The sequence below is a fragment of the Paraburkholderia sp. CNPSo 3076 genome (genome assembly GCF_026343935.1).
GTDB lineage: Bacteria > Pseudomonadota > Gammaproteobacteria > Burkholderiales > Burkholderiaceae > Paraburkholderia > Paraburkholderia nodosa.
The window spans coordinates 33,368-54,530 of sequence record NZ_JAPMAL010000009.1 but is presented as its reverse complement, the minus strand read 5'-3'; the positions used below and the strand labels follow the sequence as shown (position 1 = coordinate 54,530).

General features: G+C 66.3%; 18 protein-coding genes. 10 read left to right on the top strand and 8 right to left on the bottom strand.

From position 1 onward, the window contains the following. Positions 1-104: 104 nt before the first annotated feature. The 4 genes from M3A49_RS12245 to M3A49_RS12230 all read right to left on the bottom strand — a co-directional run bounded on the left by M3A49_RS12245 (position 105) and on the right by M3A49_RS12230 (position 4,169). Positions 105-1,268, bottom strand: a complete 1,164-nt coding sequence (locus M3A49_RS12245) for a DegT/DnrJ/EryC1/StrS family aminotransferase (protein ID WP_266228922.1) — start codon at positions 1,266-1,268, stop codon at positions 105-107. A gap of 145 nt (positions 1,269-1,413) precedes the next feature. Beyond that, entirely contained in the window at positions 1,414-1,785 is a 372-nt protein-coding gene (locus M3A49_RS12240) for an SMR family transporter (protein WP_028204911.1), read from the bottom strand. A gap of 160 nt (positions 1,786-1,945) precedes the next feature. Beyond that, positions 1,946-3,637, bottom strand: coding sequence for a glycosyltransferase family 39 protein (locus tag M3A49_RS12235; protein WP_266228921.1), 1,692 nt, complete (start codon positions 3,635-3,637; stop codon positions 1,946-1,948). 157 nt (positions 3,638-3,794) lie between these two features. Then, positions 3,795-4,169 (bottom strand): Mth938-like domain-containing protein, encoded by a 375-nt coding sequence (locus tag M3A49_RS12230; protein WP_254355177.1) that lies wholly within the window; start codon positions 4,167-4,169, stop codon positions 3,795-3,797. Positions 4,170-4,726: 557 nt separating this feature from the next. Between M3A49_RS12230 and M3A49_RS12225 the strand changes: the two genes are divergently transcribed. From M3A49_RS12225 to M3A49_RS12200, 6 genes are all read left to right on the top strand, one after another. Beyond that, the gene (locus M3A49_RS12225; protein WP_266228920.1) at positions 4,727-5,965 is read left to right on the top strand and encodes a pyridoxal phosphate-dependent aminotransferase; all 1,239 of its coding nucleotides are present in this window, start codon (positions 4,727-4,729) and stop codon (positions 5,963-5,965) included. Positions 5,966-6,014: 49 nt separating this feature from the next. Continuing rightward, entirely contained in the window at positions 6,015-7,346 is a 1,332-nt protein-coding gene (locus M3A49_RS12220; RefSeq protein WP_266228919.1) for a homoserine dehydrogenase, read from the top strand. 10 nt (positions 7,347-7,356) lie between these two features. Next, a complete protein-coding gene (gene thrC / locus M3A49_RS12215; RefSeq protein ID WP_266228918.1) occupies positions 7,357-8,808 on the top strand; it encodes a threonine synthase in 1,452 nt (483 codons plus the stop codon). A 298-nt stretch (positions 8,809-9,106) separates the two neighbouring features. Further along, positions 9,107-10,333 carry a gephyrin-like molybdotransferase Glp gene (glp, locus tag M3A49_RS12210; RefSeq protein WP_416338953.1) on the top strand — a complete coding sequence of 409 codons (1,227 nt, stop codon included), beginning with the start codon at positions 9,107-9,109 and terminating at the stop codon, positions 10,331-10,333. A gap of 13 nt (positions 10,334-10,346) precedes the next feature. Then, on the top strand, positions 10,347-10,604 hold the full coding sequence (moaD, locus tag M3A49_RS12205) for a molybdopterin converting factor subunit 1 (RefSeq protein WP_254314079.1): 258 nt from the start codon (positions 10,347-10,349) through the stop codon (positions 10,602-10,604). A 19-nt stretch (positions 10,605-10,623) separates the two neighbouring features. Continuing rightward, positions 10,624-11,106 carry a molybdenum cofactor biosynthesis protein MoaE gene (locus M3A49_RS12200; protein ID WP_266228916.1) on the top strand — a complete coding sequence of 161 codons (483 nt, stop codon included), beginning with the start codon at positions 10,624-10,626 and terminating at the stop codon, positions 11,104-11,106. Between the two features lie 100 nt (positions 11,107-11,206). Here the strand turns inward: M3A49_RS12200 and M3A49_RS12195 are convergent, their stop codons facing one another. Further along, complete coding sequence (locus M3A49_RS12195; RefSeq protein WP_266228915.1) at positions 11,207-11,767, bottom strand: group III truncated hemoglobin; 561 nt, start codon at positions 11,765-11,767, stop codon at positions 11,207-11,209. A 210-nt stretch (positions 11,768-11,977) separates the two neighbouring features. Between M3A49_RS12195 and M3A49_RS12190 the strand changes: the two genes are divergently transcribed. Then, on the top strand, positions 11,978-12,478 hold the full coding sequence (locus tag M3A49_RS12190) for an Rrf2 family transcriptional regulator (protein ID WP_266228914.1): 501 nt from the start codon (positions 11,978-11,980) through the stop codon (positions 12,476-12,478). A 168-nt stretch (positions 12,479-12,646) separates the two neighbouring features. Next, positions 12,647-15,244 carry an ATP-dependent chaperone ClpB gene (gene clpB / locus M3A49_RS12185; protein WP_266228913.1) on the top strand — a complete coding sequence of 866 codons (2,598 nt, stop codon included), beginning with the start codon at positions 12,647-12,649 and terminating at the stop codon, positions 15,242-15,244. Positions 15,245-15,355: 111 nt separating this feature from the next. Here the strand turns inward: clpB and M3A49_RS12180 are convergent, their stop codons facing one another. From M3A49_RS12180 to M3A49_RS12170, 3 genes are all read right to left on the bottom strand, one after another. After that, a complete protein-coding gene (locus tag M3A49_RS12180) occupies positions 15,356-15,796 on the bottom strand; it encodes a YidB family protein (protein WP_266228912.1) in 441 nt (146 codons plus the stop codon). Positions 15,797-15,921: 125 nt separating this feature from the next. After that, the gene (locus M3A49_RS12175; RefSeq protein WP_266228911.1) at positions 15,922-16,512 is read right to left on the bottom strand and encodes a ComEA family DNA-binding protein; all 591 of its coding nucleotides are present in this window, start codon (positions 16,510-16,512) and stop codon (positions 15,922-15,924) included. Between the two features lie 218 nt (positions 16,513-16,730). Then, positions 16,731-18,740: a sigma-54-dependent Fis family transcriptional regulator gene (locus M3A49_RS12170; RefSeq protein ID WP_266228910.1), complete on the bottom strand. Its 2,010-nt coding sequence runs from the start codon at positions 18,738-18,740 to the stop codon at positions 16,731-16,733. 477 nt (positions 18,741-19,217) lie between these two features. Here M3A49_RS12170 and M3A49_RS12165 point away from each other — a divergent pair, with 477 nt between their 5' ends. Both M3A49_RS12165 and M3A49_RS12160 read left to right on the top strand, forming a co-directional pair. Next, the gene (locus M3A49_RS12165; protein WP_266228909.1) at positions 19,218-20,285 is read left to right on the top strand and encodes an ATP-NAD kinase family protein; all 1,068 of its coding nucleotides are present in this window, start codon (positions 19,218-19,220) and stop codon (positions 20,283-20,285) included. A gap of 49 nt (positions 20,286-20,334) precedes the next feature. Continuing rightward, complete coding sequence (locus M3A49_RS12160) at positions 20,335-21,111, top strand: SDR family NAD(P)-dependent oxidoreductase (RefSeq protein WP_266228908.1); 777 nt, start codon at positions 20,335-20,337, stop codon at positions 21,109-21,111. The last annotated feature ends 52 nt before the right edge of the window (positions 21,112-21,163 follow it).

The window sequence follows — 21,163 nt, the reverse complement described above, 5'->3', positions numbered from 1 at the left end:
CCCCTGTGTCGACCAGCGTTGGCGCTTTCGCGCTTATTCTGGTCCCATGCCCGTCAGGGCGGCTCCATCCAGTCCCCGACTTCCGTTACTGCCTGTTTTGCCAGTTACCTGGCGAACTTTGCGCAAATCTCGTTCACGGCACTGCACACGCGTGCCACGTCGGCTTCGCTCATCTGCGTGAAGAGCGGCAGCGTGACCGTGCTCGCGCCGAAGCGCTCCGCGTGCGGGAACATGCCCGCCCTGAAACCACGTTCGCGGTAGAGCGTGAAGAGGTGGATGGCCGGGTAATGCACGCCCGAGCCAATCCCGCGCTCCTTGAGTTCGCCCATGAAACCGGCGCGGTCGATCGCGAGCTTGTCGAGCGGCAGCGTGATCTGGAACATGTGCCAGTTGCTGTTGGCGAAATCGGCGAGCGGCAGGCCGACACCGAGCTTAACCGCCGCGCCGCCTTCGAAGCCCGCGAAGTAAGCCCGCGCAAGCTCGCGGCGCTGCCGGATGAAGCGCTCGATGTGCTTGAGCTGGCCGAGCCCGACACGCGCCGCCACATCCGTGAGATTGTACTTGCCGCCAAGCACGTCGCAGTCCATACCGTCGAAGCCCGTGCGTGTAATGCCCTGGAGGCGGTACTTCTGCGCGAGCACGGCCTCGGCTTCGTCGTTGAGGACGAGCGCGCCGCCTTCGATCGACGTGAGGTTCTTGTTGGCGTGAAAGCTGAACGAGACGATGTCGCCGATCGCGCCGATGCGCTTGCCGTTCCAGCTCGAGCCGAACGCCTGTGCGGCGTCCTCGATCACGCGCAGCTTGTGCTGGCGGGCGATCGCGTAGAGCCGGTCCATGTCGACGGGCAGGCCCGAGAGATCGACCGGGATGATGGCTTTGGTCTTCGGCGTGATGGCGGCTTCGAGCTTGTCGAGGTCGATGTTGCGCGTGACGGGATCGATGTCGGCGAACACCGGCGTCGCCCCGACTTCATAGACTACATTGCTGGTCGCGACCCATGAGGCGGGCGTGGTGATGACTTCGTCGCCGGGACCCACGCCGGCAATGCGCAAACCGACTTCGAGCGTGGCCGTTCCCGAGTTGAAGGTGCGCACGGGACGGCCGCCGCAGTATTCGGAGAGCGCCGCCTCGAACGCCTGGTTCTGCGGGCCGGTCGTGATCCAGCCCGAGCGCAGCACGTCGGCGACGCCCTGGATGGTTTCCTCGTCGATTTCGGGGCGCACGAACGGCAGGAACGGAAGGGTCGACTGCGGGGATGACTGGGTCATGAGTGCCTTGCTCTTTGCTCGTCAGAAAGTGGGGCCGGGCAGCAGGGCTGCCGCGGCGCATCTTACGAAATGCTTATATGGGCGCAATACGCTGCGCTGCAAGCGGTCTCGCCACGCGCGCCACAATCGCGCGCGCCGCGGCGCGTTAGCTGCGCGCCAGCACGAACACGCCGATCAGGATGATGCCGATACCCACGAGCCGCTGCACGCTCAGCACCTCGCCGAACAGATACCACGCCGCGAACGCGTTGACCACGTAGCCGAGCGAGAGCATCGGGTAGGCGATCGAGACGTCCACGCGCGAGAGCCCGACGATCCACACGACCACGCTGAATACGTAGCAGGTGAGGCCGCCGAGAATCGGCACTTGTGTCGCGAGCTTCAGGCCAATGGGCAAGATGTTCGCACGGCTGAATTCGAAGTGTCCAACGGCATTGACACCCGCTTTCAGCAACAGTTGCGCACACGCGTTGAGGCCGACGCCGGCGAGGATGCAGATGAGGGAAATCGGATTCATCGGAAAGGGTGGTTCAACGGATTATCGGGTTGGGGCGGGAGCCAGGCCGCGCCGCGCAGGCGGAGCCTCGCCGGCCAGGCCGCGCCGGCTCGTGCCTGCGCGGCCCGGCCAATTATCGCCCATGCGTCAATCGGGGCCAGGGAGGGGGGCCAGCAAGCGCTCAGGATTGCGGCTTTTCAACGATCACGCGCCGCGCGTCGCGGGCGATCACCCGCATCGGCAGGCCTTGCGCGGCCAGTTCTTCGTAGCGCTTCACCGGAATCAGCGCGAGCGCATAGCGGTCGGACTTCCAGCGCGCCTCCCAGTCGGCAATGGTCGGCACCCATTTTTGTGGCTCCTCGGAGATGCCGAAGGCCAGCTCGTCGGTGACCTCGACCATCGTCATCGTATGGCGCACGTAGAAGGGCATGGTGTGGTCGAGCACGCCCACCGAGTAGAACGGCGTGTCGGGCGGCAGCTTCGCAATCGCGGCGCGCACCGCGGGCGCGAGCGGCGCGCCGGAACTCAGCGTGCCGAACACGTCGTGGCCCGTGCCCGCAATGGTCGCGAGCAGCAGCCACGCGGTGCCGAGCGCAACCGCCGGCACGCGCGCACCGGTTTCGGGTGTGCGCTTCGCGCGGTTCAGGCGCAGGCCGGCCATGGTGACGACGAAGGCGACCGCGGCCGCGGCGAACACCCACACCTGGAACGCCCGGTAGAGGGCGTTCGGATTGCGCGCGTCGCCAAGCCGCGTGAGCACGAACGAAGCCGCCATCAGCACGACGGCGAACAGCGCGTAGCCCGCGAGGTGCCTGTTCCACTGGGCGCGCGTCATGACCGGCAGATACATGCCGATGATGAGCGCGATGGGCGGCGCGATCGGCAGAACGTAGGAAACGAGCTTCGAGTGCGAGGCGCTGAAGAACAGGAAAATGAACACCGTCCACACGAGCATCAGCATGACGGGCGAGAAACCGTTGGGCTGACGCGGCGCGCGCAGCGCATGGCGCACACTCTGCACGCTCACCGAAAGCCACGGCAGGAAGCCTACCAGCATGACCGGCACGAAGTAGTAGAACGGGCCGGGGCGGTTCTGCGCGGGCGTGAGGTAGCGCTGGAACTGCTGGACGATGAAGAAGAAGTTGAAGAACTCGGGGTTGCGCTGCTGCACGAGGATGAACCACGGCGAGACGATCGCGAAGAACACGATCAGGCCGCTCACGAGATAGAGGCGCTTCCAGAGCGCCCAGTCGCGCGAGACCGCCGTATAGAGCACCAGCACGGCGCCCGGCAGGATCAGGCCGACGAGGCCCTTGGACAGCACCGCCATCGCCATGGCGGCCCAGCACACCCACATCCACAGGCGCGCGTGCGTCGTGGGCAGGTTCGGGCGCTGCGCGAGCAGCAGCGCGCACAGCGTGAGCTGCATCCAGAACGCGAGGCCCATGTCTAGCGTGTTGAAGTGGCCCATCAGGTTCCAGTACGGCGCGCAGGCGAGCACGACCGCGGCGAAGAAGCCCGTGGCGGCGTTGAATACGCGCGCGCCGGTGAAGCCGATCACCAGTACGCCCGCGAAGCCGGTGAGCGCCGTGTAGAGACGCGCCTGCCACTCGCCGATGCCGAACCACGCGAACGTGAGCGCGTTCATCCAGGTTTGCAGCGGGGGCTTTTCGAAGTACTTGTAGCCGTTGTAGCGCGGCGTGATCCAGTCGCCGCTCGCGAGCATTTCGCGCGCCATTTCGGCGTAGCGGCCTTCGTCGCTCGGCAGCAGGTGGCGCCAGCCGAGCGGCAGGAACCAGATCACGGCGAGGGCGAGGATCAGGAGCAGGATCGCGCTGCGGTTGAGCGGTAGCCTCGATGGCGTATCGTTCATGGGTTTCAGCCTGTTCTTGTTGCAGTCGTTGCGGTCGAGGTGCGGAGCGCGCATTGGCCGCGCGCGGCATGCGGGCCAGGTCCGGCGCGCGCTTCACACGCGGCGCGCAAGTGTACTACGCCGCTGCGCGGCGACCTGATGGCAAGCTTAAGGCGCGTCAGCTTTCGATCAGAAGCGCAGCCGCCACGCGGCGGCCTTCGGCCATGAGAATGTTGTAGGTGCGGCAGGCGGCCTTGAAGTCCATCGCCTCGACGCCGATACGCTTCGCGGCGAGCGCCGCAGTCAGGCGCGGATGCGGGAAGCGCAGCCGCTCTCCGCTGCCGAATACGACCACTTCGGGGTTCAGCGGGAGAAGCATCTCGAAGAGTTCGGGCGTGAGGGCGTCGAACGCCTGCACCGGCCAGGGGGTGACCGGCGATTCGGGCATCACGATGATGCTGCCCATATGGCGTTCGAGGTTCACTTCGACGTAGTCGGCGCCGTAACCGGTCACGGTGTTCAGCGCGGCGCTGGAGTCCTGGTGTAGTTTCAAAACGGGGTTCCGGGGTAAGGGCAGGTCGGGTGCGCAAGCGAGGGGGCGCATATCCTGTGCCGACGCCGGACTCGGCGCGAACGGCTTTGCAGCCCGCCTTGTCACCCGCTTCGCGACCCGCCTCCTGGCCGATTGCGCATTGCGGAAGTTGGTCAAAATCCGCTAAATTATAGCTTTTTAGCCGCCGCTGCGGCGGCGCCCGCGGGTAGACCGCGCCGGCAGGCCGCTACGTGCGCCATCCGCGCATCGGGCGAGGGCAGCCACAAGCTGCCGGGGCGGTATTGGGGTGGTCGGGTTGGCGAGCGCACGCTTTCTTCCGAAGCGTCGTGTGCACCCCGCGCTCCCCTCGCAATCGTGCACGGCTTTTGTCCCGCCGGGGGCGCCCTCCGGCCCCCTTGCCTGTCTTGTCCGCCAAGGCGCCATCCGCCGGCCGGCCAACGGCATTTCAGCCTGTTCCAGCCCTTTTACCGCGTCTTACTCGCCTCTGACGCCCTGACTGATTCTCTGACCGCTTCTCTGACCGCTTCTCTGACCGCTTCTCTGACCGATAGCCCGCCGTGAAACCGATTCTCAAATCCAACAAGCTGCAGAACGTTTGCTACGACATCCGCGGGCCGGTGCTCGAGCACGCGAAGCGCCTCGAAGAAGAAGGCCATCGCATCATCAAGCTGAACATCGGCAATCTCGCGCCGTTCGGTTTCGACGCGCCCGACGAGGTCATTCAGGACATGATCCTGAACCTGCCGGGCTCCTCGGGGTATTCGGATTCGAAGGGCGTGTTCGCCGCGCGCAAGGCGATCATGCATTACGCGCAGCAAAAGGGCATCAAGGGCGTCGAGCTGGACGACATCTACATCGGCAACGGTGCGTCCGAACTGATCGTCATGGCCATGCAGGCGCTCCTGAACGACGGCGACGAAGTGCTGCTGCCCGCGCCCGACTATCCGCTGTGGACGGCGGCGGTGAGCCTCTCGGGCGGCACGCCCGTGCACTACATCTGCGACGAGTCGAACGCGTGGATGCCGGACCTCGACGACATCCGCTCGAAAATCACGCCGAACACGCGCGCGATCGTCGTCATCAACCCGAACAACCCGACCGGCGCGCTCTATTCGGACGACCTGCTGCGCGGGCTCGTGGCGATCGCGCGCGAGCACGGTCTGATCCTGTTCGCCGACGAGGTCTACGACAAGATCATTTACGACGACAAGACGCACACGGCGCTCGGCTCGCTCTCGGAAGACGTGATCACCGTCACGCTCAACAGCCTTTCGAAGAGCTATCGCGCGTGCGGCTACCGTGCGGGCTGGATGTTCCTCTCGGGCATGACGGGGGAAAACCGCCGCCGCTCGAAGGACTACACGGAAGGGCTCGGCATTCTCGCCTCGATGCGCCTGTGCGCGAACGTGCCGGGCCAGTACGCGATCCAGACGGCGCTGGGCGGCTACCAGAGCATCAACGAGCTGATCCAGCCGGGCGGGCGCCTGTATCGCCAGCGCGAACTCGCGTACAACATGCTCACGGCCATTCCGGGCGTGACCTGCGTGAAGCCGGAGGCGGCGCTGTACATGTTCCCGCGCCTCGACCCGAAGCTCTATCCGATCGAGAACGACCAGCAGTTCATCCTCGATCTGCTCCTGCAGGAGCGCGTGCTGCTTGTGCAGGGCACGGGCTTCAACTGGAAGCAGCCGGACCACTTCCGCGTGGTGTTCCTGCCGAACGTCGACGACCTGACCGATTCGATCAACCGCATCGCGCGCTTCCTCGACGGTTATCGGCAGCGCCACGGCACCTGAGCCAGTCACACGCATTCCCTTTTCAAACACTTGGACGAACACACGCTGCATGGATCCGATCAAAGTAGGTCTCTTGGGCTTCGGCACGGTGGGCAGCGGCACCTTCACGGTACTGCGCCGCAACCAGGAAGAAATCAAACGCCGCGCGGGCCGCGGCATCGAGGTGGCGCGCATTGCCGTGCGCAACCCGGCCAAGGCTACAGCGGCACTCGGCAGTGAAGCCGGCAGCGTCGAGCTGACGACCGACTTCAACGCCGTGGTCGACGATCCCTCGATTTCGATCGTCGCCGAGATGATCGGCGGCACGACGCTCGCCAAGGATCTCGTGCTGCGCGCCATTGCCAGCGGCAAGCATGTCGTCACGGCGAACAAGGCGCTGCTGGCGGTGCACGGCACCGAGATCTTCGAAGCGGCGCGCGCCAAGGGCGTGATGGTCGCGTTCGAGGCGGCGGTGGCGGGCGGCATCCCCATCATCAAGGCGCTGCGCGAAGGCCTCACGGCCAACCGCATCCAGTACATCGCCGGCATCATCAACGGCACGACGAACTACATCCTCTCGGAAATGCGCGAGCGCGGGCTCGACTTCGCGACCGCATTGAAAGCCGCGCAGGAACTGGGCTATGCCGAAGCCGATCCGACCTTCGACATCGAAGGCGTGGACGCCGCGCACAAGGCCACGATCATGAGCGCGATCGCGTTCGGCGTGCCCGTGCAGTTCGACCGCGCCTACGTGGAAGGCATCAGCAAGCTCGACGCGATCGACATCAAGTACGCGGAAGAACTGGGCTATCGCATCAAGCTGCTCGGCATCGCGCGCCGCACCGATCGCGGCATCGAGCTGCGCACGCATCCCACGCTGATTCCGGCCAAGCGCCTGCTCGCCAACGTGGAAGGCGCAATGAACGCCGTGGTCGTGCACGGCGACGCCGTGGGCACGACGCTGTACTACGGCAAGGGCGCGGGCGCGGAGCCGACGGCATCCGCCGTGGTGGCCGATCTCGTCGATGTGACGCGCCTGCACACGGCCGACCCTGAGCACCGCGTGCCGCATCTGGCGTTCCAGCCGGACAGCCTCTCGAACACGCCGATCCTGCCGATCGACGAAGTCACGAGCGGCTACTACCTGCGCCTGCGGGTGGCGGACCAGACCGGCGTGATGGCGGCCATCACGCGAATCCTCGCGGACAGCGGCATCTCGATCGACGCGCTGCTGCAAAAGGAAGCGGAGCAGGTCGACGCGCAAGGCAAGGCGGAAACCGACATCATCCTGATCACGCACGAGACGCTCGAGAAGAACGTCAACGCGGCGATCGCGCAGATCGAAAAGCTCGCGACGGTGAAGTCGCAGGTCACGAAGCTGCGTATGGAAGGACTGAACTAAGGCAAGGGCTATGAATTACGTATCTACGCGCGGCGCGGGCGCCGGCGAGCATCATTCGTTTTCCGACATCCTGCTGGGCGGCCTCGCGCGCGACGGCGGCCTGTATCTGCCGGCCGAATATCCGCGCATCAGCAAGGAAGAACTGGCGCGCTGGCGCGGCCTGTCGTACGCGGATCTCGCGTTCGAGATCCTCTCGAAGTTCGCCGGCGACATTCCGGCCGAGGACCTGCGCGACATCACGCGCCGCACCTACACGGGCGAGACGTACCGCAACGTGCGCCATGGCGAAGACGCGAGCAAGATCACGCCGCTCACCACGCTCGGCGAGGAAAACGGCGCGCAGCTTTCGCTGCTCGAACTCTCGAACGGTCCGACGCTCGCGTTCAAGGACATGGCGATGCAGTTGCTCGGCAACCTGTTCGAGTACGCGCTCGCGAAGGCCGGCCAGGAGCTGAACATTCTGGGCGCGACGTCGGGCGACACCGGCAGCGCGGCTGAATACGCCATGCGCGGCAAGAAGGGCGTGCGCGTGTTCATGCTTTCGCCGCACAAGAAGATGAGCGCGTTCCAGACGGCGCAGATGTTCAGCCTGCAGGACCCGAACATCTTCAACCTGGCGGTGGAAGGCGTGTTCGACGACTGCCAGGACATCGTCAAGGCGGTTTCGAACGACCACGCGTTCAAGGCGCAGCAGAAGATCGGCACGGTCAACTCGATCAACTGGGCGCGCGTCGTGGCCCAGGTCGTGTACTACTTCGCCGGCTACTTCGCGGCGACGAAGTCGAACGACGAGCGCGTCTCGTTCACGGTGCCCTCGGGCAACTTCGGCAACGTGTGCGCGGGCCATATCGCGCGCATGATGGGCCTGCCGATCGAAAAGCTCGTGGTCGCGACCAACGAGAACGACGTGCTCGACGAGTTCTTCCGCACCGGCATTTATCGCGTGCGCGGCTCGGCCGAGACGTATCACACGACGAGCCCGAGCATGGACATCTCGAAGGCGTCGAACTTCGAGCGCTTCGTGTACGACCTGCTCGGCCGCGATCCGGCGCGCGTGACGCAGCTGTTCCGCGACGTCGAGGAGAAGGGCGGTTTCGATCTCGTGGCGAGCGGCGACTTCGTGCGCGTGAAGCAGTTCGGCTTCGTTTCGGGCCGCAGCAGCCACGACGACCGCATCGCCACGATTCGCGACATCTACTCGCGCTACAAGACGATGATCGACACCCATACGGCCGACGGCGTGAAGGTCGCCCGCGAACACCTGCAGCCGGGTGTGCCGATGATCGTGCTCGAAACCGCGCAGCCGGTGAAGTTCGGCGAGACGATTCGCGAAGCGCTGGACCGTGAGCCGGAGCGTCCGCCGGCGTTCGAAGGCCTCGAGGCGCTGCCGCAGCGCTTCGAAGTCGTGCCTGCCGACGCGCAGCGCGTGAAGGACTATATCGCCGCTCACACGGCGGACTGATCGACGCGGCCGGGGCCGGATCGGCTCGCAGTCCCGCCGCGTCGGCATCGCATCGGTTTTTACGCGGCGGCGGGTTGCCCGAACCCGCCCGCTGCAACGCTTCAGCCGATCCTGCGCACCCGCACGGATTGCGCGCCAGGGATATCCACGGCATAAGGCACAGCGCGCCGGTCGCGCCGCTACAATAACGGCAGACCAACCGCTGCTGGCGGCCCCGCCGCCCAAGTCCGAGACGACCTCGATGTCCACGCCTACGTCCCCGTCTTCCGCTGCGCCGGCGCCCGTGCCGCGCGCGCCGATGCTCTCCACCGCCGACGCCCTTGCCGAGCTGCTTGCTGCGGCGAAGCCGCTCGACGGCACCGAAACGATTTCGACGTTCGACGCGTTGAACCGTGTGCTCGCCGCGGACGTCGTCTCGCCGCTCGACGTGCCGCCGATGCATACGAGCGCAATGGACGGCTACGCGGTATGCGTGGCCGATCTCGCGCAAGGCAGCCGCCATCTGCCGGTTTCGCAGCGCATTCCCGCGGGCCATGCGCCACAACCGCTCGCGGCGGGTACGGCCGCGCGTATCTTCACCGGCGCGACGGTGCCGCCGGGCGCGGACGCCGTGGTGATGCAGGAGCAGACCGAGGCCGCGCAAGGCGCCGTCACCTTTCTGCACGCGCCCAAGGCGGGCGAATGGATCACGGCGCAGGGCGCCGATATCCGCAAGAACACCGTGATCCTGCCGGCGGGCACACGCCTCACGCCGGCGGCGCTCGGGCTCGCGGCGTCGGTTGGGTGCGCCACGCTCACCGTTGTGCGCCGCGTGAAGGTCGCGGTGTTCTTCACCGGCGACGAACTGACGATGCCCGGCGAGCCGCTCAAGCCCGGCGCGATCTACAATTCGAACCGCTTCACGCTCACGGGCCTCTTGCGCAACCTCGGCTGCGAAGTCACCGACTACGGCATCGTGCCGGATCAACTCGACGTCACGCGCGCAACGCTGCGCGAGGCGGCCGCCGCCCACGACCTCATCCTTACCTCGGGCGGGGTCTCGGTCGGCGAGGAGGATCACGTGAGGCCCGCCGTCGAGGCCGAAGGCCGCATCAACCTGTGGCAGATCGCCATGAAGCCGGGCAAGCCGCTCGCGTTCGGCGCGGTGCGTCGGGTGCAGGGGGCGGCGGACGCGGAAGCCGGCGTGGCGTTTTTCATCGGGCTGCCGGGCAACCCAGTGTCGAGTTTCGTCACCTTTCTGTTGTTCGTGCGCCCGTTCCTGTTGCGACTCGCGGGCGCGACGCAGGTGAGCCCGCGCGCGCTCTCGCTGCGCGCCGACTTTACCCAGGCGAAGAGCGACCGCCGCAACGAATTCCTGCGAGCGCGCGTGAACCCGGCTGGCGGTCTCGACCTGTTCTCGAACCAGAGCTCGGCGGTCCTCACCTCCACGGTCTGGGGCGACGGTCTCATCGACAATCCACCCAATCATGCGATCAGCGCCGGCGAGACCGTGCGCTTTATTCCGTTCACCGAATTGCTGTACTGAAAAGCCTCGAGCGATGAAGATCCAGTTGAAATTTTTTGCGAGTGTGCGCGAGGCGCTGGGCGTCGCGGACGAAACGGTCACGCTGCCGGACGGCATCGCGACGGTCGGCGACGTGCGCGGCTGGCTGCGTGCGCGCGGCGGTGTGTGGGCCGAGACGCTGGCGGAAGGCCGCGCGCTGCGCATGGCCTGCAATCACGTGATGACGGATCCGCGCACGCGTATCACCGAGGGCTGCGAAGTGGCGTTTTTCCCGCCGGTGACGGGCGGCTGAGCGCAACAGGAGACTCACGATGCCCGTGCGCGTACAAACGGAAGATTTCGACCTCACTAGCGAGGTGGCGCAGCTGCGCGCGCGCAATCCGGCGATCGGCGCGGTGGCCTGCTTCGTCGGCACGGTGCGCGATCTGAACGACGGCAGCACGATCGCCTCGCTCGAACTCGAGCACTACCCGGGCATGACCGAGAAGGCGCTGGAGGCGATCGTCGGGCAGGCGCAGCGGCGCTGGACGGGCATCGAGGTGCTGATCGTGCACAGGGTGGGCAAGCTCGCGCCGCTCGACCAGATCGTGCTGGTTGCGACCACCTCGAAGCATCGCGGCGACGCGTTCGCGTCCTGCGAGTTCGTCATGGACTACCTCAAGACCGAGGCGCCGTTCTGGAAGAAGGAAGAGACGGAGCAGGGCGCGCGCTGGGTCGATGCCCGCGAGAGTGACGATACGGCGCTGGCGCGCTGGGGCGTGGCCTCGGGGAATGCTTCGCGGGAATCCGGCTAGGTGCTCGTCCGCCGGGATGAAGGGACGGACTCAGCTCACCCGCGCCCCTGTCTAACGCAACTAACCGCCTATACCGGCACCTCGCCGAAAGCAGAGGTGCTCACTCTGCCGGCGTTCTCTCGTCGACATCCATCTGGCGGCCAACGAAACGGGCCGGAAACGGCTCGCCGGTCGGGCGCGTGGGCAAGTCGTGGCCGTGCCCGGCGGGGCGCCTGCGCGGCGCTACGCGATCGAGAAGCGCCTGTTGCTCAGGCGGAATCGTGTAATCCCAGCCAAAGCGGCTCAGTTGCAGGCTTTGCGCAATACGCAGCGCGGGTTCCATGAACTGCACGGCCGCAGCGGGCTCGTAGCGGGCCTGAACCGTGTCGAGGAAAAGATAGAGCCAGCGGCTGAAATGCTGCGGTTCGACGCCCGGCACCGGATCGTGCGCCTGCTGCACATTGCCGCGGTAGCTTTTGGTGCCGAGCACGAGGCTCGACCAGAAGCGGCACATCTTGGGCAGATGTTCGTCCCAGCGCCCGGCGAGCACGCCGTCGAACACCGGGCCGAGCATGACGTCGCCGCGCACGCGGTCGTAGAACGCGTAGACGAGTTCACGGATGTTCTCTTGAGTTGGCTGGGCGTGCAGCGCGGCGGCGGGGCGGGTGTCGGGGCGAGTCATTTGGGGCCTGGGTGATACCTGGAGTGCCTGGGGTGTAGTCGGCGGCGGGGCGCCGGCCCGATGCGGCAACGGGCCGCATGCAAGCTGCCAGGCACTGCGAAGCGTCCATCGAAGTGCCAATCATACCCAGTCCAGGCAAAACCTGCATGCTACCTGCATGTTATTGTATGGGTTTCTGTCACCCGCACCACCTCTGTCATTGCGACCGCCATGAGACTGACCGACTACACCGACTATTCGTTGCGCGTGATGCTGTATCTCGCGCTGCGTCGCGACAGCCTGGCCACGATCCAGGAGATTTCGGACGCCTACGGCGTGTCGAAGAATCATCTGATGAAAGTCGTGCAGCGCCTTGGCGAGCTTGGCTGGGTCGACACTGTTCGCGGGCGCAATGGGGGCTTGCGGCTCGCGCCGGCTTCGCTCGATCTGAGCGTTGGCGCAGTGGTCCGTGAGACCGAGAGCGACTTTGCGCTCGTCGGCTGCTTTCCGGACGAGCATGGCGACCGGCGTAGGTGCGTCATCGAGCCGCAGTGCCGGCTCAAGCACGCACTGGCCGCGGCGCGCGATGCGTTTCTCGCGGAACTCGACCGCCATACCATCGGCGAGCTGGCGCAGCCGGCAGGCGAACTGACCGGGCTGCTTGGCCTCGCGCCGATCCAGTTCGTGCCGCACGCGCAGGCGGCTCGACTCGCGCCTTCGCGCGAGCATTGAAGGGCGCGTCAGCGTCATCTTCGTTTTTTTTTCTTCTCTTTCGTGCCGCGGCGCGCTGCCTCGCGCCTGAATCCCCAAAATCGGAAAAAATGACGCCAGAGCGCTTGAAACCGGCGCGTCCCCCCTCAAATTTGGTGACAGTCTAGAAATCTGGAGGTCTCGCATCAAATGAGAATCGACAAACTCACCACCAAGTTCCAGGAAGCCATCGCCGACGCGCAAAGCCTCGCGGTGGGCCACGACAACCAGTACATCGAACCCGTTCACCTGCTGGCTGCGCTCGTCGCGCAGCAGGACGGCTCCGCGCGCTCGCTCATGTCGCGCGCGGGCGTGCAGGTCCAGGCGCTGCAGAACACGCTGAACGACGCCATCAACCGCTTGCCGCAGGTGCGGGGCACCGACGGCAACGTGCAGATCGGCCGCGAGCTCACGGGCCTGCTCAATCAGGCCGACAAGGAAGCGCAGAAGCTCAACGACACGTATATCGCGAGCGAGATGTTCCTGCTCGCCGTTTCCGAAGACAAAGGCGAAGCGGGTCGTCTCGCGCGCCAGCACGGCTTGACGCGCAAGGCGCTCGAAGCCGCGATCGTCGCGGTGCGCGGCGGCGCGCAGGTGCACAGCCAGGACGCCGAGAGCCAGCGTGAAGCGCTCAAGAAGTACACCGTCGACCTGACCGAGCGCGCGCGCTCGGGCAAGCTCGACCCCGTGATCGGCCGCGACGACGAAATCCGCCGCTCGATACAGATCCTGCAACGCCGCACCAAGAACAATCCGGTGCTGATCGGCGAACCGGGCGTGGGCAAGACGGCCATCGTCGAAGGCCTCGCGCAGCGCATCGTCAACGGCGAAGTGCCCGAGACGCTCAAGGGCAAGCGGGTGCTCTCGCTCGACATGGCCGCACTGCTCGCCGGCGCGAAATATCGCGGCGAGTTCGAGGAGCGCCTGAAGGCCGTGCTCAACGACATCGCCAAGGACGAAGGCCAGACCATCGTCTTCATCGACGAAATTCACACGATGGTCGGCGCGGGCAAGGCCGAAGGCGCGCTGGACGCGGGCAACATGCTCAAGCCGGCGCTGTCGCGGGGCGAGTTGCACTGCATCGGCGCGACCACGCTCGACGAATATCGCAAATACATCGAAAAGGACGCCGCGCTCGAACGACGCTTCCAGAAAGTGCTCGTCGATGAACCGTCGGTCGAGGCGACCATCGCGATCCTGCGCGGCCTGAAGGAGAAGTACGAGCTGCATCACGGCGTGGAAATCACCGACCCGGCGATCGTCGCGGCGGCGGAGCTGTCGCATCGCTACATCACCGACCGTTTCCTGCCCGACAAGGCCATCGACCTGATCGACGAAGCGGCTTCGAAGATCAAGATGGAAATCGATTCGAAGCCCGAAGCAATGGACAAGCTCGATCGCCGCTTGATCCAGCTAAAGATCGAGCGCGAGGCCGTCAAGAAGGAGAAGGACGAAGCGTCGCAAAAGCGTCTGCAGCTGATCGAGGAAGAGATCGACCGGCTGAGCCTCGAATATAAGGACCTCGAAGAGATCTGGACCACCGAGAAGGCTGCGGTGCAGGGCGGCGCGCAGATCAAGGAAGAGATCGACCGCGTGCGCGCGGAGATCAATCGCTTCCAGCGCGAAGGCAAGCTCGAGAAGGTGGCGGAATTGCAGTACGGCAAGTTGCCGGAACTCGAAGCGCAACTCAAGCAGGTGACGCTCGCCGAGGCGAACGAGCAGAACAACCCCACGCGTTTGCGCCTGCTGCGCACGCTCGTGGGCGCTGAGGAAATCGCGGAGGTCGTGTCGCGTTCGACTGGCATTCCCGTTTCGCGCATGATGCAGGGCGAGCGCGAAAAGCTGCTGCAGATCGAAGAGAAGCTGCACGAGCGCGTGGTGGGCCAGGACGAGGCCATTACCGCCGTTGCCGATGCGATTCGCCGCTCGCGCGCCGGTCTCTCGGACCCGAACCGGCCGTACGGCTCGTTCCTGTTCCTCGGGCCGACGGGTGTGGGCAAGACCGAGCTGTGCAAGGCGCTGGCGGGCTTCCTGTTCGATTCGGAAGATCACCTCATCCGCATCGACATGAGCGAGTTCATGGAGAAGCACAGCGTGGCGCGTTTGATCGGTGCGCCGCCGGGATACGTGGGCTACGAAGAGGGCGGCTATCTGACCGAGGCCGTGCGTCGCAAGCCGTATAGCGTGATCCTCCTCGACGAAGTCGAAAAGGCGCACCCGGACGTGTTCAACGTGCTGCTGCAGGTGCTCGACGACGGCCGCATGACCGATGGTCAGGGCCGCACCGTCGACTTCAAGAACACCGTGATCGTGATGACGTCGAACCTCGGTTCGCACCTCATTCAGGCGATGGCGGGCGAGCCGCAGGAAGCGGTGAAGGACGCCGTGTGGAACGAAGTGAAGCAGCAGTTCCGCCCCGAGTTCCTGAACCGGATCGACGAGGTCGTGGTGTTCCATGCGCTCGATCGCTCGAATATCGAGTCGATTGCGAAGATCCAGCTGCAGCGTCTGCGCGAGCGTCTGGAGAAGCTCGACATGGAACTCATGGTGTCGGACGAGGCGCTGGGCCAGATCGCCAAAGTCGGTTACGACCCGCTGTTCGGTGCACGGCCGCTCAAGCGCGCGATTCAGCAGGAGATCGAGAACCCGGTCGCCAAGCTGATCCTCGCGGGCAAGTTCGGACCGAAGGATGTGATTCCGGTCGGCGTGCACGACGGCAAGTTCGTGTTCGAGCGCGTGGTGCACTAAGGCTAGCAGCAAGCCTCGGCTGAGACACGTGCCGGCAGGCGCGCGCTAAGCCGAAACGAAAAGGGCAGCGGAGTGATCCGCTGCCCTTTTTTCATTCCCGCAACGAAGCGCTTATGCCTGCTTGTTGCCGCCGCCGAACAGCGACGCAAGCCCGCCGAGCGTGCCGAGCACGCTCTCGGCGTTGATCTGGCCGCCTTGCGGCACTTCGCCAGTCGGCGTGCCTGCGTTGACCACGTGCGGCAGCACCTGGGCGAGCAGCCCGCTCACCTGGTCGGGCTGCATGCCGACCTTCTGGGCGAGACCCGAGACGACGTCCGAGCCAAGCACGTTGTGCAGTTGATCCGCCGAAACAGGCTGGTTCTCGCCGTTGCCGACCCACGACTGCACGATGTCGCCGAGGCCGCCTTGCTGGAACTTCTCGATAAGGCCGTTCAGCCCGCCGGGCTGGTTGTTGACGAACTCCATCGCCGCGGCGAGGAGCTGGGCCTGGCCGCCGCCTTGCTGTTGCGACTGCGAACCGAGCAGGGAACCGAGGGTATCTAGCAGACTCATGACGATCTCTCTGAGTGATGGCCGCGTCGGGAGACGCGGCCGGTAAGTCGGACGGCGCACGCGATGGCGGCGCCGCGTTTTCGAGGTCCGGTGCCCGGCTTGCGCGCGCCGGACGATGGCGGCAATCAGGCGCCGGAAGCGGCCGCGGCGGAAGCGGCCTTGTCCTTCTTCGACTTCCTGGGCTTTTTCGCCTTCGTATCGGATGCCGTGGCCGGCGCAGCCGCTGCGGAGCCCGCTTCGGGCGCGCTTGCAGCCGCGGCTGCCTTGTCCTTCTTGCTCTTGTGCTTCGACTTGCCCGCGGCCGTCTCCGAGGCGGCTTGCGCCGTGGTCGCGGCCGCCGGCGTCTGCGCCGTCATCGGATTGGCCGTGGTCGCAGCGGGCGCGGCGCTCGTGGCAGCGGCGCTCTTGCCGCTCTTCGCGCTAGCCGCCTTGCCCGCCGGCGGCGCCGAGGAGCCGTTGATCGTGAGCCCCGCCGCCTCGAGGTTCTGCACCGACTTCGGGCCAATGCCCTTGACGCGGCTCGCGAGGTCGTCGGCGTCCTTGAACGGGCCGTTCTTCGTGCGTTCGTCGATGATCGCCTTGGCGTGGGCGGGGCCGATGCCCTTGACCGATTCGAGCGCGGTTTCGTCGGCGGTGTTCACTTCCACGGCTGAGGCGAGCACGGTGGACAGCGACAGGCCGATGGCGAGGAACAGCATCAGCAGCTTCTTGAGCATGGCAATCACTCCATTGAGGGCATTTCAGTTAGCCGGGAACGGACGACGCATCCAGCGGAGGGGGCTGCGGTACAAGAATAGGCCAGATGGCGTATCCGTGGATCGCGAGCGCTCGATTTATACCGGTCGATGTGTGGCAAGTAAATCGCGCCGCACAATATTTAATACTTCTGTGCAATCTGGCGACGCGAAACGCGGGGTTGTCGGCGCAATCCGGCTCAAACGCGATGAGGCCCGACGATGGCGAGCTTCGCCATGCGCCGGTAGAGCGTCGCGCGCGAGATGCCTAGCGCCTGCGCGGCGGCGTTTGGACGCCAGCGGTGCGCCGTGAGCGCCGCGACGATGCGTGCGCGCTCGTCTTCGTCCGAGAGCGGCGACGTTGGCGGAATGCCGGCTGGGCAGCGGGACGCGGCGGGCGCTGCGAGTTCCGGCAGGCGCGCCGCGAGGTCGGCGCTCAGGTGCCGCGCTTCGACCCGCACGGTGTCGCATACGGCGCATGCGTAGCGCATCGCATTGCGCAGCTGCCGCAGGTTGCCGGGCCACGCGAACGTCGCAAGCCGCGCCGCGAGCGTGGCGTCGAGCGCGAGCGGGCGGCCAGCGGTCTGCGCTTCTTCCGCGAAGACCGTGTCGATGAGCATCGCGATGTCGCGCCGCTCGCGCAGCGGCGGCAGCGTGAGCACCGCGCCGCTCAAACGATAGTAAAGATCGTCGCGGAATGCGCCCGCGCTGGCCATCTGCGCGAGGTCCCGGTGCGTTGCGCAGACCACGTCGATGTCGACGCGCACCGGCGTTTCGCTCCCGAGCGGCAGGACTTCGCCCTCGGCCAGCACGCGCAACAGGCGGGTCTGCAGCGCGAGCGGCATGTCGCCGATCTCGTCGAGAAAGAGCGTGCCGCCGTCGGCCATTGCGATCTTGCCGCGCGCGCCGTGGCGGCGCGCGCCCGTGAACGCGCCCGGCGCATAGCCGAACAGTTCGCTCTCGATCAGCGACTCGGGCAGCGCCCCGCAATTCACTGCGATGAATGGGCGATTGCGTCGCGCGCTGGCGTCGTGAATGGCGCGTGCGAACACTTCCTTGCCGGCGCCGGTTTCGCCGAGCAGCAGGATCGGCAGGCGCTTGCCCGCCACACGCTGCGCAATGCGCGCGTTCTCGGCCACGCGCGCGTCGGCGCTGCGCAGGAAAGGGCCGAGCGCGCTGCGATCGTATTCGTGCGCGTCGGCGGCGTCGCGCCGCAACGGCATGGCGCCATGCGCCGCGCTGCCACCGCTGTGGCCGCTCCGTACGCTGTGTCCGCCGTAACCGCTCGTCCCGAGCGGCGCGCGAATGCGCGCATGCAGCATCGAGCCGTTCGCGCGCAGGCGCAGCGCCGCTATGGTCTCGATGCGCCCGATGTCGCGCAACTGCACGTGCGACGAATCGAAGATCTCGTCGATATGACGGGGGCCGTCCAGGCACGGCATGCATTCGCGCGCGCGCCGGTTCGCGGCGACCACGTTGCCGTTCTCGTCGAAGGCGATCAGCAGCTCGGGCTGCGCTTCCACGTAATTGCGATTCTGGTGACCGAAGAGTATCCAGCACGACGCGAGGCGATGCAGGAAATAGCCGTCTTCGATCAGCGTGGCGCTCTGGCGCACGAGCTGGTTGACGATGCGCTGGCTCTCGCGATTGTCGGGCGACTGCACGGCCGACGCATCGAGTACGCCGATCAGCTCGCCGCCCGGCGCGAAGATCGGCGCGGCGCTGCACGTGAGCGTGGTGAATGCGGCGCGGAAATGGTCGGTCTTGTGCACCGTGATGGGCGCGAGATCGGTGAGCACGTTCGCGATGCCGCAGGTGCCTTCCTCGCTCTCGGACCAGCACGAGCCGATATAGAGCCCCGCGTGCTTGAAGTCGTTGCGGCGCTCGCGGTCGAGGCGGTAGTCGATGGTCACGCCGTGCGCGTCGGTCAGCATCACGCAGTAATCGGCTTCGCGCACCATATCGTGCAGCCGCGTGAGGCATTGGCCCGAGGCGCGCAGAAAGGACTCCTCGCGATCGCGGATCTCGCGCAGCTCGGCGGCGCTCAGCACGCGCGGGCCGATCACGGAGCCGGGGTCCAGCTGATAGCGCTCGAACGAGCGCTGCCACGACGAGACGAGGCGCGGCGAATCGGACGGCGCGGGCAGCCGGCCTTCGACGGCGCCACGCACGCGCTCGGCGTGCCGGGTAGACGCAAGGGCGTAGGGCATGAGCGGTTCCAGACGGTGGCGCGCGGTGAGCGTCGGGATAACGTCGGGTTACGTCGGACCGGAAAGCGTTCGGCGGGAGTCTTTTGTAGCACATCCTTTGCGCGCGATCACACCGCAGCGCAGCATGCGAGACGGCTGAGACGAACGTCTCAGCGGCTCGTGTCTCGCATTTCGGTGCGGCGGATGGGAGCGTTCAGTCGCCGCTCAGGCAGGCCACGCGGGGCTGTGCGCGTTTTCCTTCATGCGGACGGCTGATGGTGCGACCGGTGCGTCGCTCATCCGAGACGACGGCTGAGACGCCGCGCGCGACGCAGAGCGTGCCGGCGCCACGGCGTGTATTTGCCGCGCAACCCCGCCACGCGGCCTTCTGCGCGGACGCGACGCGTCGTCGACGTCATTGGCATGACGCTTGCAGAGTCTGCTGGCAAAAGCGGCGCACGGCCATTTACGGTACGACGCCAACAGGAGACAAGACCCGTGACGACGCCCGTGACCGTAGGCGTGATCGCGAACCCCGCGTCGGGTCGCGACATCCGCCGTCTCACTTCGCATGCATCCGTCTTTCCCACGGCAGAGAAGGCGAACATGGTCGTGCGCCTGCTCGCGGGCCTGGGCGCGCTCGGCGTGGCGCGCGTGCTGACGTTGCGCGACAACACCGGCGTGGCCGCGCTGCTCCTGCGCGCGCTCGAGACGCACGCGGCGATTGCCGCGCACGAGCCCTGGCCCGAGGTCGTGTTCGTCGATCTGCCGGTGAGCGAAAGCGTTGCCGATACGCACGCCGGCGTCGCTCACATGGTGCGTGAGGAGGTGGCGCTGATCGCGGTGCTGGGCGGCGACGGCACCCATCGCGCCGTCGCGGCGCATTGCTGCGCGACGCCGCTGCTCGCGCTCTCTACCGGCACCAACAACGCCTTTCCCGAACTGCGCGAGGCCACCGTGGCGGGCCTCGCGGGCGCGCTCGTCGCGACCGGCGCGGTGCCGGCCGAGTCGGCGCTCTCGCGCAACAAGCGGCTCGTCGCGCGCTGCGTAGAAGGGCCGTCGCGCGGGCGCGAGGAAATCGCGTTGGTCGACATTTGCGTGGCGCGTCAGCCGTTCATCGGTGCGCGTGCGATTTCGGAAAGTTCGGATATCGAATCACTTTTTCTGACCTTTGCGCCGCCCGACGGTATCGGTCTCTCGTCGATCGGCGGGGCATGGGCGCCGGTCGGGCGCGACGCGGCACACGGCCTGCATATGACGTTCGCTCAGGCGGGCGCGCCTGAGGGCAGCGGCGCGGGCGTGCCGTTGCTCGCGCCGATTGCGCCGGGCCGGGTCGAGCGTCTGACGATGCGCACCTGCCAGCGCCTCGAAGTCGGCGTGGCGCTGCCGCTCGAAGCGGACCACGGCACGCTCGCGTTCGACGGCGAGCGTGAGATCGAACCGGCGCGCGGCGACCGCTATGAAGTGACGCTCGACTGGCACGGTCCGCTGACAGTCGATGTCGCGCGCACGCTGCGTTACGCGGCGTCGCATCAGTTGTTGCGCGAGGCCGCCGCGCGCGCGTAGCGATCTGGCTTGCTTCCTCCACGCTCAACCGAAACAAGGAGACATTGGCATGGACACACCCTTGAAAGGCCAGGTCGCGATCGTGACCGGCGGCGCGCGCGGCATCGGCCGCGGCATTGCGCTCACGCTCGCGCAGGCCGGCGCGGACGTGCTGCTTGCGGATCTGCTCGAAGAACCGCTTGCCGCGACTGCGGATGAGATACGGGCTCTGGGCAGACGCGCCGCCTTCGCCAAGGTCGACGTCACCCAGGCCGTCCAGCTCGAAGGGATGGTCTCGCAGGCGCTCTCGGAATTCGGTGGCCTCGATATTCTCGTGAACTGCGCTGGTGTGATTTCCATTAGCCCGGTATCCGAATTAACGGAGCGGGACTGGGACTTCGTAATGGGCGTCAACGCGAAAGGCGTGTTCCTCGGCTGCAAGGCCGTGTTGCCGCATTTCCGTACGCAAAAGCGCGGGCGGATCATCAACGTCGCGTCGATCGCGGGCAAGGAAGGGTTCCCGAATCTCGCGCACTACAGCGCCTCGAAATTTGCGGTGGTCGGCTTCACCAACGCGCTCGCCAAGGAAGTCGCGCGCGAGGGCATCACCGTGAACGCGATTTGCCCCGGCATCGTGCGCACGTATATGTGGGACCGGCTCTCCGACGAATGGAAGACCGAAGGCGAGAGCGTCGAAGAGTCCTGGCAGCGCCATCAACTCACGCTGATCCCCCAGGGCCGCGCGCAAACGCCTGAGGACATGGGGCGGCTCGCCCTGTTCTTCGCGACGATGGACAACGTCACGGGCCAGTCGGTGAACGTCGACGGCGGCTTCACTTTTCATTAGGAGCAGTGGCATTCCCCGCAGCGGGCTTTATCCAGAGCGGTAGAGCGTCATA